A 14,034-nucleotide genomic window follows, 5' to 3' on the forward strand; every position below is an offset into this window, starting at 1 on the left:
TGAAATAAAAAACGCCGCCAGGTTTTGCCACTGGCGGCGTTTTATTTAGATATCGCTCAGCAAATCAGGCCTTAAACCCACCGCCCAGTTGTTCAATCAACAAGACTGCCTGGCTCAGTTGCTGTGCTTTTAACTCAGCAACCTGCTGGTCTGATTCAATTAACTGACTTTGCAGTGATAACACATCAAGGAAAGGTCTCAGACCTGCACTGTACTCTTTGGATACGTCATCCCACGCACTGTGAACCAGCTGGTTCGCCTGCTGTGCCTGGTCATTTTGCTCACCCAGGGATTTCATCGACACAATGCTGTCGCTGATGTTACCCAGTGCACTGATAACGGTACTGTTATAGTGAGCTACGGCCAGATCCCAGTCCGCATTGCTGGTGGCGAGGTCGGCGCGGCGTTTGCCGCCATCAAAGATAGGCAAAGACAATGTTGGCCCAATATTAAAGAACTGGCTGGGTGCGCCAAAGAACGCATCACCTAACAGGTTGCGGCTACCCGCTTCAGCGACCAGGTTAATGTTGGGATAAAATTCGGTTTTGACCGCCGCGATATTTTTCTCAGCGGATTCAACCCGCCAGCGCGCAGCCACAACATCTGGCCTGCGGCCAACCAGGTCTGCCGGGATATCGGAAGGCAATGTCATATTTTGCGGTACGCTTAACTGAACCTGCTTGAGGCTGCGCCATGCATCCGGACCTTTCCCAAGCAAAATAGAGAGCTTGATACCGGCATCAACAGTGGCTTGTTTGGCGGCTGTTAATGCCTGTTCAGCACTTTTCGCCGTGGCACGGGCCTGGTTGTACTGGTAACGGGTAGACAAACCATTCGCAAAGTATTTCTGCTGCAACTGGCTGATAGACTCAGTACGTTTAACGTTCTCTTCGGCCAGTTTCTCCAGTTCTTTATTCAGGTTCAGGTTGATATAGGCGCGTGTGACATTCGCGGCCAGAGTCAACCGGGCACCTTGTTTATCCACTTCACTGGCACGGGCAGCCCCTAAAGCAGATTCCCATGCAGCTTTCTGGCCGCCCCACAAATCCAGCGTATAGCTGGCGCTGAGGTAAGCAGAGCGCAGTGTGGCATAGCGGTGGCCTTCCAGCAGCGGGTCATCTACTTTGGCAAGGCGTGAACGGGTGACGCTACCATCAGCATCAAGGGTTGGCATCCGGGCGGCTTCTGCCGCAACGACTGCAGCATTGGCTTTCGCTGCCTGAGCGTTAACAATTTGCAGGTCTGGGCTGCTGGCAAGTGCCTGGTCAATTAGCTGGTTTAACTGTGGGTCATTAAAGTTTTTCCACCAGGCTTGCTGTGGCCATGCCGCCGGGCTGAAATGCACACCAGCGAGGCTTTTTTGTGCCTGAAGTGAGTCAGGCGACAGTACGCTGTTGTGTGTGGTAAGTCCTTCTGATGTTGCGCATCCGGTGAGTAAAAGGCTCAATAACAGTCCACAAGAAGAAAGATGTGGGGCATTTTTAGCATTCATTATGTTGAGTTACCTGAAATAAGAAATAAGTGATGCGCCGTGTGGATCAACACGTCAGGTTCCATTTTCCACGAATTGAGAACAAGAGTTCACACTTTTCGTGCCAGAACAGCGGTTAATGACCATTTGTGCTAAAAAGTCAGCATAGCCAGGAGACTTTGTTCTGGTCAATATTTGCGGGTATTTCAGTCAATAAGCGTGAGAAGGGATATGATTTGTGGCCGGTACAGCTTCAGTGTGTTTGCGGTCAGAACTGGCGTGGTTGGGTTAGCCAGTAATTCCCCACTCAAACTACAGGAACTGCAGGCATAAAAAAACCAGCCTTAACAGGCTGGTTTTCTTGGGGAATTTGGTCGGCACGAGAGGATTTGAACCTCCGACCCCCGACACCCCATGACGGTGCGCTACCAGGCTGCGCTACGTGCCGATGGGCGCTAATACTACCCGTTTTCCGCGGCATTGCAAGTGGGTAGCTAACTGAGTGAGGGTTAATTAATCAATCAGTTAGCAATGAAGCGTTTTTCGTCGGTCAGTGCACGTAACAGCAGGCGTAATTGTGGCGCTTTATCAGTAATAATTTCACCAGAGCGGTCCCAGGCCCGGTAATTACCGTTGTTATCCAGAACCAGTGTCATCTTCGGTGTTGTGATAGCCAGCGTATTGTTATCTGCGCTAATTACCCAGTCATTCCGGCGTGTGGCGGCAAACAGGTCTTCCCCCTGAGAGTACTCATTTACTGGGGTTTTTACGTCCAGCAAGCGGGTCATCAGGGTCGCCATGATATCCTGGTGGCTGGTCAGTTTTGATACCTGTTGGGCTGGCGTGCCCGGCCAGTGAATAATAAGCGGTACCTGGATACGGGTGCGGTCCCAGGCAAAGGTATTTTGGTGTTGCTTATCCGGAATACCCCGGTCTGCAGTGATAATCACCACGGTATTCTCAAGGCGATTCTGTGCCTGTAAGGCATCAAGGATACGGTTAATTTGCGCATCAACCTGGCCCTCTGCGGCGGGCAGGGCATTCTGGCTGGCGCCATCTGTACCATTCAGCGCCACCCACGAGAACCAGCGGTTATCTTCAGTGGCATACTGGTTCAGCCAGTTAATCCACTGCGTGGCGGTTTGTTTGTCGGTACGGGTACGCGCTTCCGGCAGAGAGAAATCAGATAACAATGCCTGGCGGTATAACGGACCTTTAAAGCCATCGGAGGCAAATAACCCCAACTGATAACCTTGTTGGTTGAATGCGGTGATCAGTGCCGCGGGGATTCGGGCAGACAGCACGCTATCGAAATAGGTGGGTGAAATACCATAAAACAGCCCAAATACGCCATTGTCTGCCTGGTTACCGGCACTCATGTGGTGAGTGAACTGAATGTTCTGGTTCGCGAAAGCGGCGAGTGAAGGCATGTTTTTCGCGTAACTGCCATAGTTCAGCCCACTGACGGTTATCAGCAGTACGTTTTGCCCGGTTCCCATGCCACCATAACGCAGCTCGCCCAGTGGATATTGCACGGACAGTGCTTCCGGGTTCCCTTGTTCAATCAGCCTGCGCTGGTATTGCTGGGCATCCAGCAGACCGTGTTTCTCCAGGAAACGGCGGGCAGTCATTGGGTAAGAGAAGGGCAGATTGGCCCGCTGCATGGTGATTGGGCGGTAGAAATTGGCATCTGCCCAAATGTACATCAGGTGGCTACTGAAGAAAGCAATAAAGAACGCTACCACCAAGGGTTTGGCGAAGTGGCTGCGGCGGTTGAGGCTGCGTAATTTTTGCCAACTCCAGGTGGCAAACAGCATTTCAATCAGCAGGATAACCGGGACGGCAATAAAGATCATTTGCCCTTCGCGGCCCATGTCAGACTGTTGTGGGTTAACCACAATTTCCCAGACGATGGGGTTAAGGTGCAAATGGAAGCGGGTGAATACTTCGCTGTCTACCAGCAACAGTGTCATTCCCGCAGTCGCAAGGGTGACGGACAACACACGCATCAGGCGTTGCGACATGACCACAAAAGTCAGCGGGAACAGAATCAGCAGGTAACCGGCAAACACCAAAAAACTAAAGTGCCCAACCAGACTGAACCAGGAGTATAACCGGCCCGGGAGTGTGGCAGGCCAGTCGGCGACAAACAGGTAACGGCTACCCAGCACAATGGCGAGTAAAATATTAAACAGCGCAAACCAGTGCCCCCAGTTGATCATCTGGGAGACTTTTTCACGATAACGCTGATGCCTGTTCACCATAGTGATGCGTTCAGTCCTTGTTATCTTTAATGTGCGCTTTCGTCCCGCACTGAAGATTGCAATGCTTCAGCAAACGAACGGGCAATGGTCCGGCGCTGGGCAGGTGCGACACTGGAGTTTATCAGGTTAGTCACCATGTTACCCAGCACCATCAGTGAAAGGTCAGTCGGGGCTTTGTGTTGTTCAAGAACATTCGCCAGCTCAGTAAGCAGGCTTTCAACACGTTCGTCACTATAACGGGATGTTTGTGGCATAAATCAGTATCATTCAGTTTTATCAAAGTGCGTCATATTACCGTAATGGCGTCAGGTTTTCCGCATTTTTATCTGAGGTTGCACCGGGGCGAGACTGGTGATTGAATACCGCCTTTAAAGGAGAGTGTACCATGAGTCTGGATATCGACCAGTTAGCTTTACATCAACTGATAAAGCGTGATGAACAAAATCTCGAGCTGGTGTTGCGCGACACGTTGCTCGAACCGGCAGGCGTCGTGGTCGACATGATGGCGGAGTTGCACCGGGTATATAGCGCAAAAAGTAAAGCCTATGGTTTGTTTTCACCTGAAAGTGAACTGGCTGTCGCTTTGCAAAATTGCCGTAAGGGCGAAGATGATTTTCTGGCATTCAGCCGTGCGGCAACCGGCCGCCTGCGTGATGAACTGGGCAAATACCCGTTTGCAGATGGCGGTATTGTCCTGTTTTGCCAGTATCGTTACCTGGCTGTGGAGTATCTGCTAGTCGCCGTGCTGAATAACCTCAGCAGTATGCGGGTGAATGAACAGCTGGATTTGAGCACCACGCATTATCTGGATATTAACCATGCCGATATCGTGGCGCGTATTGATCTCACGGAATGGGAAACCAACCCGGAATCTAAACGCTACCTGACGTTCCTGAAAGGGCGGGTAGGGCGTAAGGTCTCTGATTTCTTCATGGATTTTCTGGGCGCCAGTGAAGGCCTGGATACCAAAGCGCAAAACCGTGGCCTGCTTCAGGCAGTGGAAGATTATGCAGCGCAAGGTGAGCTCGATAAAGGCGAACGCCAGAATGTGCGCCAGCAGGTTTACACCTACTGTAACGAGCAACTGCAATCGGGTGAAGAAATTGCGCTTTCGGCGCTGGCGGGGGAAATCCCGGTGTTGGGCGAACAAAACTTTCAGTCTTTTGCTGAAACCCAGGGCTATGAGCTGGAAGAAACTTTCCCGGCAGACCGTAGCACGCTAAAACAGCTGACTAAGTTTGCTGGTAGCGGCGGTGGGTTGACGATTAGCTTCGATGCCATGTTATTAGGCGAACGCATTTTCTGGGACCCGGCAACGGATACGCTGACAATTAAAGGCACGCCTCCGAATTTGCGCGACCAGTTACAGCGCCGCACATCTGGCGGTAAATAAGCATGTGTGGCCTCTGGCGGGGCCGCATCATAAATTGCAGACAATAAAAAACGCCACATAAGCGGCGTTTTTTATTTGAAGCGAACGATTAAGCGCGAACGAAATCGATGTGCATCAGTTTCGGCTTGAACGGGTGACGTTGCATAGCCTGAGCTTTTACTTTCACTTCTTTGCCTTCGATAACCAGAGTCAGAACTTCATAGAACTCAGGTTTGGACTGCAGGTTCATAACCTGGTCGTGGTCCAGTTCGATAGCAACAGGCGCTTCAGTTCCGCCGTAAACGATGGCCGGGAACTTGTTCGCGGTGCGCAGGCGGCGGCTCGCACCCTTACCCTGCTCTTTACGTACTTCTGCATTGATAGTAAACATCACAATCTCTCTATAGTGAGACCTGCAACAGGCGACCCAGTAGCAGGCAAATATTCAGCTTTTACGGATGCAAAAGCGGGCGGCATTATAGCGGGTAATCTGCCATCGGGCAATAAAGCGTTAGCGCCACTTTCTTTACTATTACCAGGTGGGCTGCTATCTCTGCACTGTTGCATATGTAAATGCTTACCCTGCGGGAATCAACCACGCAATTCATTCGCACGGCGGAAACGGCCCGCATAATCGAAAACCTTTTCGCGAACTTGCCAGAACTGCCCTTGTTTCCTGGCAACCACAAAATCCGGGTGGCGCAGTAAACCTTGTTGCCCGATAACAGACTCCGGGGTGGACCATGAGAATGTCACGCCTGGCGCACGTTGATGCGGGCGCAGGAACAGGTGCTCGAAAGCGGTACGCTGAGCGGGTGTGTGCAGACGGAAGCGCTCACTTACATCTGCGCCGTCTTCATCGTAATAAGTGATTTTCAGCCATGGCCCTTTGGCGTCTGAGCCCCCAGCCAGAACCATTCCTGAACAGCGTAATACCAGTGCGTCTTTTAAACGCAATGCGGCTTTTAACATATCGTCTGGGTCAACCAGTACCGTATCGCAGGCATGGCAACGGCGCGCCGCAATATCATTTTCTGCGTGGCAATTTGGGCAGTTTTTAAAGCGGAAACGGAAATCGCACTGTTCTCTGTTGCCTTCGTCATCTTCCAGTAAGCCCTGGCAACGCCTGCCAAAATGCTCAATCAGTGTGCCATCCTGGGTGGTTTTCCCCCAAAAAGTATTGGCAAAGCCGCAGGACGGGCAAAACACCTGTACCGGGACATTGTCACTGGCTTTTTTCGCCTGGCCGACCTCGGGTGTATAGAGGTCATGGGGGTTCCCGGCATAATCCAGAATCAGGCAAGAAGTTTTTCCGGGAAACAGGCGCAAACCGCGGCCAACGATTTGTTGGTAAAGACTTACTGATTCTGTCGGCCGCAATATCGCGATGAGGTCAACATGCGGGGCATCAAACCCGGTGGTCAGTACCGAAACATTCACCAGAAAACGGAGTTTTTGTTGTTTGAAATCCTGAATTAACTGGTCGCGTTCATGGGCCGGGGTATCACCGGTGACCAGAGCTGCTTCACCTTTGGGCAACAGCGCAGTGATTTCTTTGGCGTGTTCGACAGTGGCAGCAAAAATCATGGCCGCACAGCGACTGGCGGCAAAATCGATAATCTGGCGGATGATTTGCGGGGTAACGCGCTTTTGCTTTTTCAGCTCAGCATTGATATCTGCTTCACTGAATAAACCGTTACTTTGCGCCTGCAACTGGCTGAAATCGTAACTGACAACCGGCATATCCATGCGCTCTGGTGGCGTCAGGTAGCCGTGTTTAATCATGTAACGTAATGGCAGTTCATAAATACAGTCGCGGAAAAATGCCTGGCCATCACCGCGCACCATACCATGGTAATGGTACTGGTAAATCCAACCCTTACCCAGGCGAAATGGCGTGGCTGTCAGCCCGAGCAGGCGCAGTGACGGGTTATGGCTGCGCAAATGCGCCAGCAGTTGTTGATACTGGCTGTCTTGTGCATCGCTAATACGGTGGCATTCATCAATAATGACCAGCGAGAAGGCGTCATTAAAGGCTTCCGGGTGCCGGGCAACAGACTGAATGCTGCCAAACACCACTTTGCCCTGGCTTTGTTTACGTAACAAACCGGCAGAAAAAATATCTGCACTGAGGCCCAGCGCCTCATACTTGGCGTGGTTTTGTTCCACCAGTTCTTTTACATGAGCTAACACCAAAACCCGGCCTTTCGCCAGGCGTGCCAGTGCGGCAATCACCAGACTTTTGCCCGCACCTGTAGGTAACACAATAACCGCCGGTGATGTATGGTGGCGGAAATATTGCACAGTGGCATCGACAGCTTCTTGTTGGTATGGGCGCAGTATAAAAGACATAACGTTGTGAGGGTAATAACCTGCCTGTAAGAGGAAACGTGTAAATTATGCCACGATTTTGGCACAAACCTATTTTTGCCTTGTGACCAGACCGCGTGTCGTTATACTTGCGCACTGGTTCTCTTATCGACACCGGCATCCACTACAGTAAAGACAATGCTACTGTAATCAGGGCCCGGTATGACAGGCAGTGAAATTCCCATGAGACTTGATAAATTTCTTTCCCACCAGCTTGGTATCAGCCGGGCGATTGCATGCCGTGAAATTCGTGGTGGCAATGTCACGGTAGATGGCGAGATTGTGAAAGACAGCGCCTATAAACTGAAGCCAGAGCATCAGGTGGCCTACGATGGCACCCCACTGGCGCAGCAACATGGCCCGCGTTATTTTATGCTGAATAAACCCCAGGGCTATGTGTGTTCTACTGATGACCCGGATCACCCAACCATCCTGTATTTCATTGATGAACCTGCGGCTCATAAGTTGCACGCAGCAGGCCGGCTGGATATCGACACCACGGGGCTGGTGTTGCTGACAGATGACGGGCAGTGGTCACACCGTATTACTTCGCCACGTCACCATTGTTCGAAAACTTACCGTGTCCAACTGGAGTCTCCGGTTGATGAAGCGCTGGTTAGTGTGTTTGCTGATGGCATTCAGCTACATAATGAAAAAGACCTGACAAAACCAGCTACCCTGGAAATTCTGGGGCCGACAGATGTGCGCCTGACTATCAGTGAAGGCCGGTATCACCAGGTCAAACGCATGTTTGCCGCCGTGGGAAACCATGTTGAAGCTCTGCACCGCGAACGGATTGGTAGCATTGAGCTGGACAGCCAGCTGGAAGAAGGCGAGTACCGCCCATTAACTGAAGATGAAGTGGCCAGTATCGGCCTGCCAGTGACCTGATTAAGGAACAGATTACGTGTCATCCCCGCAGCGCTCCTCAGTAAGTATTGTGTTTATTCTTGGTCTGCTGGCAATGTTAATGCCGCTTTCCATTGATATGTATCTGCCCGCATTGCCAGTGATAACCAGCCAGTTTGGTGTCTCTGCTGGCAGTACGCAAATGACACTCAGCACCTATATTTTAGGGTTTGCTGTGGGGCAGTTGCTGTATGGCCCTATGGCAGACAGCCTGGGGCGTAAGCCTGTGATTCTGGGGGGAACACTGGTTTTTGCCTGTGCAGCCGTAGCCTGTGCATTGTCTCAATCTGTTGAGCAACTGATTGTGATGCGCTTTTTGCACGGCCTTTCAGCCGCAGCAGCCAGTGTCGTTATCAATGCGCTGATGCGTGATATCTACCCGCGGGAAGAATTTTCCCGCATGATGTCTTTTGTCATGCTGGTTACCACTATTGCTCCACTGGTTGCTCCTATTGCCGGAGGTGTGGTTCTGGTTTGGTTTGGCTGGCAGAGCATTTTCTGGATACTGGCGGGCCTCGCTTTGCTTGCCAGTGTCATGATCTTCTTGTTGATTTCGGAAACTTTGCCGCCTGAGCGCCGCCAGCGTTTTCGTCTGGCTACCACACTGACAAACTTTGCAGCCCTGTTTCGCCACCGTCAGGTGCTGTGCTACATGCTTGCCAGTGGGTTCAGCTTTGCCGGGTTATTTGCCTTTTTAACCACCGGGCCGTTTGTTTACATTGAACTCAACCATGTGCGCCCGGAGCATTTCGGCTATTACTTCGCACTGAATGTGGTGTTCCTGTTTATGATGACGGCAATCAACAGCCGTTGTGTGCGCCGCTTCGGGGTAACTGCGCTATTTCGGTTTGGTTTGTGCATACAGTTCTTGATGGCGCTCTGGTTGGTGGGGAGCAGCCTGTTTGGGCTCGGGTTCTGGGCGCTGGTGCTGGGTGTGGCCGTCTATATTGGCTGCGTTTCAATGGTGTCTTCGAATGCCATGGCTTCTATTCTTGATGCTTTCCCTCATATGGCCGGAACGGCATCTTCTCTTGCCGGAACGTTTCGTTTTGGCATTGGTGCGCTGGTTGGCGCATTGTTATCACTCACTACAATGAATACGGCCTGGCCCATGGTAATAGCAATAAGTGCTTGCGCCACTGCGTCGTTATTCTTCTACCTCATTGCCCGGCGCAAACATCGCCTTACCGCCTGAACCGCCTTCTGCGCCCTTGCTGGTTTGAGCCGGCAAGGGGCGATTTAGCACGAAACATCCATTTCTTCGCTGTTTTTCTTAATCCATGTCAACGTCCTGGCAGTCTGAATTACATAGAATTGTTTCTATTATGTAAAAATTGGTTGTGTAAAAAGTCACAGCTTTGTAGTAAAAATAGTTGTAATGGCAGAGAGAAAGGGTTACATATAGCCCAAAAATGTGATCTGTCGCTAGAAATAACCACTGAATAATTAAGTGGTAGCCTGTAAAGCGGTTTTCGGGCGTCTTTTTTTTATTCTTATAAGAAGCAATTCAGCAACAATGTATTAACCTTTAAGTAAAAATCATGCGATTTTTATTGTGACTTCCGGGGACAAACAGTGAATACGTTACAACATTCTATCGTCAGTCGTTTACCGCAGGGCTATCAGTGGTCCGCAGGTTTCGCTGGCTCAAAAGTTGAACCGATTCCGCAAAATGGCCCTGCGGGAGAGGATAACCTTGTCGGCCTCAAACTGCTCAGCCATGATGGAGATAAAGCCTGGCCTGTTATGTACAAATTAAGCCAGGCACTGAACGACATTGCACTGGAGTGCTGTGTTCTGGAATGTGAAGGCGAACCCTGCCTGTTTGTGAACCAAGAGGATGAGTTCGCGGCAACCTGCCGCCTGAAAAATTTTGGTGTGGCGATTGCCGAACCCTTTTGTGAATTACCCCGCTGAAGAATCGGGGCTGCGCACCGCCATTAACTGGCGTGTGTAGTCCTGTTGTGGGTTGGTAAACACTTGCTGACTCTCGCCTTGTTCAACCACTTCTCCCGCCCGTAACACCACCACCTGATGGCAGAGTGAACGCACTACCTGCAAATCATGGCTGATAAAAATATATGCCAGCTTATGGCGTGCCTGCAGGTTTTTTAACAAGGCCAGAATTTGCGACTGCACAGAGCGGTCAAGAGAAGAGGTGGGTTCATCCAACACAATCAACGACGGTTGCAAAATAAGCGCCCGGGCAATGGCAATACGCTGGCGTTGGCCGCCGGAGAATTCAGCCGGGTAGCGATGCCGGGTTGCCGGGTCGAGCCCAACTTCTTCCATCGCTGTAATAACCCGTTGTTCACGTGTGGCGGCATCCAGGTGAGGATGGTGAACTTTTAACCCTTCGGCAATGATATCCAGCACATTAAGCCGTGGGTTAAGTGAAGAGTTAGGGTCCTGAAACACAACCTGAATACGGCGGCGTACAGGTAACAGTTGTTTACGGCTGAGGCCGCCTAATGCCTGGCCGCCAAACACAATGTCTCCCTGGGAATGGATCAGGCGCAAAATAGCCAGCCCGGAAGTGCTCTTCCCGGACCCGGATTCCCCTACCAGACCCAGGCTTTCCCCCGGGCGTAAAGCAAAAGAGAGCCCCGATATACCACGGTGGTAACCCACAGTCCGGCGCAGAACACCTTTGCGGACAGGAAACGATACGTCCAGATTATTGACCTGCAGCAGTGGTTCGGCAGTTTCATCGAGTGGAACCGGCTCACCTTGCGGCCCGGCATTTAATAATTCCTGGGTATAAGGGTGAAGAGGTGCCTGAAACAAAGCCTGGGCCGCATTATGTTCGACACAACGGCCGCGGCGCATCACCGCAACATTATCAGCCAACTGGCGCACAATGCTCAGATCATGGGTGATGAACAACATCCCCATATTGAGCTCCTGGCGCAGAGTATGCAGCAGTTGTAAAATTTGGGCCTGCACAGTGACATCCAGTGCGGTAGTTGGCTCATCAGCAATTAATAGCTCGGGGCGGGTCAGCAACGCCATAGCAATCATTACACGCTGGCGCTCACCACCGGAAAGCTGGTGCGGGTAGTCATTTAGCCGTTGGCGGCTCTGGCGAATACCTACACGGTCGAGGCAATCCAGTATTTCTCCCCGGGCAGCCTCTTTGCGCATGCCCCGGTGCAGTGATAACACTTCATATAATTGCTTTTCCACTGTGTGCAGTGGGTTGAGTGAAACCATCGGTTCCTGAAAGATCATGGCAATTTTATTGCCCCGAATCCCTCGCAGTGTGGATTCAGGTGCCCGCAGCAGGGACTGCCCGGCAAACTGAATATCGCCTTCGGGGTAACTGACCGGGGGTGATGGCAGCAGGCGTAACACCGATAATGCCGTCACACTTTTCCCGGAGCCTGATTCCCCCACCAGTGCCAGCGTTTGCCCGGCTTCCAGTTGTAGCGATAACTCTTCAACGACGCGCTGTTCTGTATCATCGCGGCGAAAGGCAATCGAGAGATTCTGTATATCAAGTAAAGGCGTGGACATATCAACCTGCCTTATTGGGGTCGAATGCGTCACGGACTGCCTCGCCCGTAAACACCAGAAGAGACAACAGCAACGCCAGTACGACAAATGCGGTGATCCCAAGCCAGGGAGCCTGCAGGTTGTTTTTGCCCTGCAGCAACAACTCGCCTAGTGAAGGCGAGCCAACGGGCAAACCAAAACCCAGAAAATCCAGTGAGGTCAGTGTGGTAATGGAGCCACACAGAATAAATGGCACGAAGGTCAGTGTGGCAACCATGGCATTCGGCAGCATATGGCGCCACATAATCGTGCCATCACTGACTCCCAAAGCCTGAGCTGCGCGAATGTAGTCAAAATTACGGGTACGCAAAAACTCCGCACGTACCACACCAACCAGTGCCATCCAGCCAAATAATACGGTAATGCCCAGTAACCACCAGAAATTTGGTTGCACCACACTGGAAAGCAGGATAATCAGAAACAGGGTGGGCATGCCAGACCACACCTCAATCAGTCGCTGGCCCCATAAATCTATACGGCCACCGTAATAGCCCTGCACTGCGCCAACTACCACGCCAATAATGCTGGAAAACAGCGTCAGCATAATGCCGAAAATGAGTGAGATACGTGTGCCGTAGATAACCCGCGCCAGCACATCACCGCCTGTTGCGTCAGTACCCAGCCAGTTTTGTGCCGAAGGTGGGGAAGGGAAGGGTTGAGTCGTGGCGAAGTTGATCGACTGGTTACCAAAACGAATCGGTGCCCACAATACCCAGCCTTGTTGCGCCAGGCGTGTTGCCAGCCAGGGATCCTGGTAATCGGCGGCTGTGGGAAATGCGCCCCCGAAATCCTGCTCGCTGTAGTTTTTTACCACCGGGAAATACCAGTGGTTATCGTAATGTACCGCCAGTGGTTTATCGTTAGCGATAAGCTCTGCACACAGGCTGATGGCAAACAGCACGATAAAAATCCAGAAAGACCAGTAACCACGGCGGTTATGTTTGAAACGGCGCCAGCGGGCCTGGTTTAAAGGGCTAAGAGCCATTATTTGCGCCCCTCAAAATCAATACGTGGGTCTACCAGGGTGTAGGTAATGTCACTGAGAATATTAAGCAGCAACCCGAGCAGGGTAAAAATATACAGCGTGCCAAACATCACCGGGTAATCCCGCGAGATGGTTGATTCGTAACCCAGCAACCCAAGGCCATTAAGTGAGAACATCACCTCTATCAGTAACGACCCTGTAAAGAACATACTGATAAAGGTGGCCGGGAAACCAGCAATAACCAGTAGCATGGCATTACGGAAAACATGGCGTGACAGGATCTGCTTTTCACCCAGACCTTTGGCGCGGGCTGTGACGACATATTGTTTACGGATCTCATCCAGAAAAGCGTTCTTGGTGAGCATTGTCAGCGCCGCGAACCCGCTAATCACTGTCGCCAATACCGGCAGAGTGATATGCCACAGGTAATCGGTAATTTTTTTATACCAGGGGAGTGCATCGAAATGTGCGGAAACCAGCCCGCGCAACGGGAACCAGTCCAGGTAGCTCCCACCGGCAAACACCACAATCAGCATAATGGCGAACAAAAAAGCCGGAACCGCATAACCAATAATAATCAGCGCACTGCTCCACACATCAAATGCACTGCCGTTATGCACTGCCTTGCGGATACCCAGCGGAATGGAAACCAGATAAATAATCAGAGTGCTCCACAGCCCTAAAGAAACCGAAACCGGCAGGCTGTCTTTAATCAGGCTGATAACGGAAGCACTACGGAACAGGCTGTTACCAAAATCGAAGCTCAGGTAGTCTTTGAGCATGTTGAAGTAACGCACATGCAAGGGTTTATCAAAGCCATAGCGGTGAGTGATTTCAGCAATAACCTCCGGATCCAGACCCCGCGCCCCTCGGTACTGCCCTTCAGCAGCATTACTGACTCCGGTTGCCCGGTGAGTACTCTCCATTGAATTGTTACTCAGCCCTGGCACACCCGTGTTGCCGCCAAACTGAATGGCGGCGATGGCCTGGTCTACTGGCCCACCTGGCGCTATCTGCACAATGAAAAAATTCAGCGTGATGATGGCCCACAACGTAGGAATAACCAGCAGTAACCGACGAACCAGGTACGCACCCACGAGCCTCCTCC

12 protein-coding genes and 1 tRNA gene are annotated in these 14,034 nt (G+C 51.5%); 4 read left to right on the plus strand and 9 right to left on the minus strand.

All coding sequences use genetic code 11. The features are described 5' to 3' along the window. Positions 1-64: 64 nt before the first annotated feature. From DES37_RS10205 to DES37_RS10220, 4 genes are all read right to left on the minus strand, one after another. Entirely contained in the window at positions 65-1,492 is a 1,428-nt protein-coding gene (locus DES37_RS10205) for an efflux transporter outer membrane subunit (protein ID WP_110025716.1), read from the minus strand. A gap of 350 nt (positions 1,493-1,842) precedes the next feature. Next, positions 1,843-1,919, minus strand: a tRNA-Pro gene (locus DES37_RS10210). 73 nt (positions 1,920-1,992) lie between these two features. Continuing rightward, positions 1,993-3,735: an LPS biosynthesis-modulating metalloenzyme YejM gene (yejM, locus tag DES37_RS10215; RefSeq protein WP_110025717.1), complete on the minus strand. Its 1,743-nt coding sequence runs from the start codon at positions 3,733-3,735 to the stop codon at positions 1,993-1,995. 26 nt (positions 3,736-3,761) lie between these two features. Then, positions 3,762-3,989 carry a YejL family protein gene (locus DES37_RS10220; RefSeq protein WP_036111504.1) on the minus strand — a complete coding sequence of 76 codons (228 nt, stop codon included), beginning with the start codon at positions 3,987-3,989 and terminating at the stop codon, positions 3,762-3,764. Positions 3,990-4,120: 131 nt separating this feature from the next. On the opposite strand from DES37_RS10220, the gene yejK reads away from it, so the two are divergent. Then, entirely contained in the window at positions 4,121-5,128 is a 1,008-nt protein-coding gene (yejK, locus tag DES37_RS10225; RefSeq protein ID WP_110025718.1) for a nucleoid-associated protein YejK, read from the plus strand. An 88-nt stretch (positions 5,129-5,216) separates the two neighbouring features. Here yejK and rplY read toward each other — a convergent pair whose 3' ends face one another. Together rplY and radD are read right to left on the minus strand one after the other, a co-directional pair. Further along, positions 5,217-5,498, minus strand: coding sequence for a 50S ribosomal protein L25 (gene rplY, locus DES37_RS10230; protein WP_110025719.1), 282 nt, complete (start codon positions 5,496-5,498; stop codon positions 5,217-5,219). A gap of 200 nt (positions 5,499-5,698) precedes the next feature. Then, entirely contained in the window at positions 5,699-7,459 is a 1,761-nt protein-coding gene (gene radD, locus DES37_RS10235) for a DNA repair helicase RadD (RefSeq protein ID WP_110025720.1), read from the minus strand. Positions 7,460-7,660: 201 nt separating this feature from the next. Between radD and rsuA the strand changes: the two genes are divergently transcribed. The 3 genes from rsuA (at position 7,661) to DES37_RS10250 (ending at position 10,303) form a co-directional block, all read left to right on the plus strand. Then, entirely contained in the window at positions 7,661-8,368 is a 708-nt protein-coding gene (gene rsuA / locus DES37_RS10240) for a 16S rRNA pseudouridine(516) synthase RsuA (protein ID WP_036111651.1), read from the plus strand. 16 nt (positions 8,369-8,384) lie between these two features. Then, on the plus strand, positions 8,385-9,581 hold the full coding sequence (locus DES37_RS10245) for a Bcr/CflA family multidrug efflux MFS transporter (RefSeq protein WP_110025721.1): 1,197 nt from the start codon (positions 8,385-8,387) through the stop codon (positions 9,579-9,581). Positions 9,582-9,961: 380 nt separating this feature from the next. Next, positions 9,962-10,303, plus strand: coding sequence for a YejG family protein (locus DES37_RS10250; RefSeq protein WP_110025722.1), 342 nt, complete (start codon positions 9,962-9,964; stop codon positions 10,301-10,303). Here the strand turns inward: DES37_RS10250 and yejF are convergent. Genes yejF through DES37_RS10265 form a run of 3 tightly spaced genes read right to left on the minus strand, consistent with a single transcriptional unit; the run spans position 10,292 to position 14,023 of the window. Then, complete coding sequence (yejF, locus tag DES37_RS10255; RefSeq protein ID WP_110025723.1) at positions 10,292-11,902, minus strand: microcin C ABC transporter ATP-binding protein YejF; 1,611 nt, start codon at positions 11,900-11,902, stop codon at positions 10,292-10,294. The two genes, DES37_RS10250 and yejF, sit on opposite strands and share 12 nt — an antisense overlap. A 1-nt stretch (position 11,903) precedes the next feature. Then, positions 11,904-12,926 carry a microcin C ABC transporter permease gene (locus DES37_RS10260; protein WP_425451703.1) on the minus strand — a complete coding sequence of 341 codons (1,023 nt, stop codon included), beginning with the start codon at positions 12,924-12,926 and terminating at the stop codon, positions 11,904-11,906. Continuing rightward, a complete protein-coding gene (locus DES37_RS10265) occupies positions 12,926-14,023 on the minus strand; it encodes a microcin C ABC transporter permease YejB (protein WP_036111531.1) in 1,098 nt (365 codons plus the stop codon). The genes DES37_RS10260 and DES37_RS10265 overlap by 1 nt, the downstream gene beginning before the upstream one ends. Positions 14,024-14,034 lie beyond the last annotated feature (11 nt).

This window comes from Mangrovibacter plantisponsor (genome assembly GCF_003182475.1).
GTDB lineage: Bacteria > Pseudomonadota > Gammaproteobacteria > Enterobacterales > Enterobacteriaceae > Mangrovibacter > Mangrovibacter plantisponsor.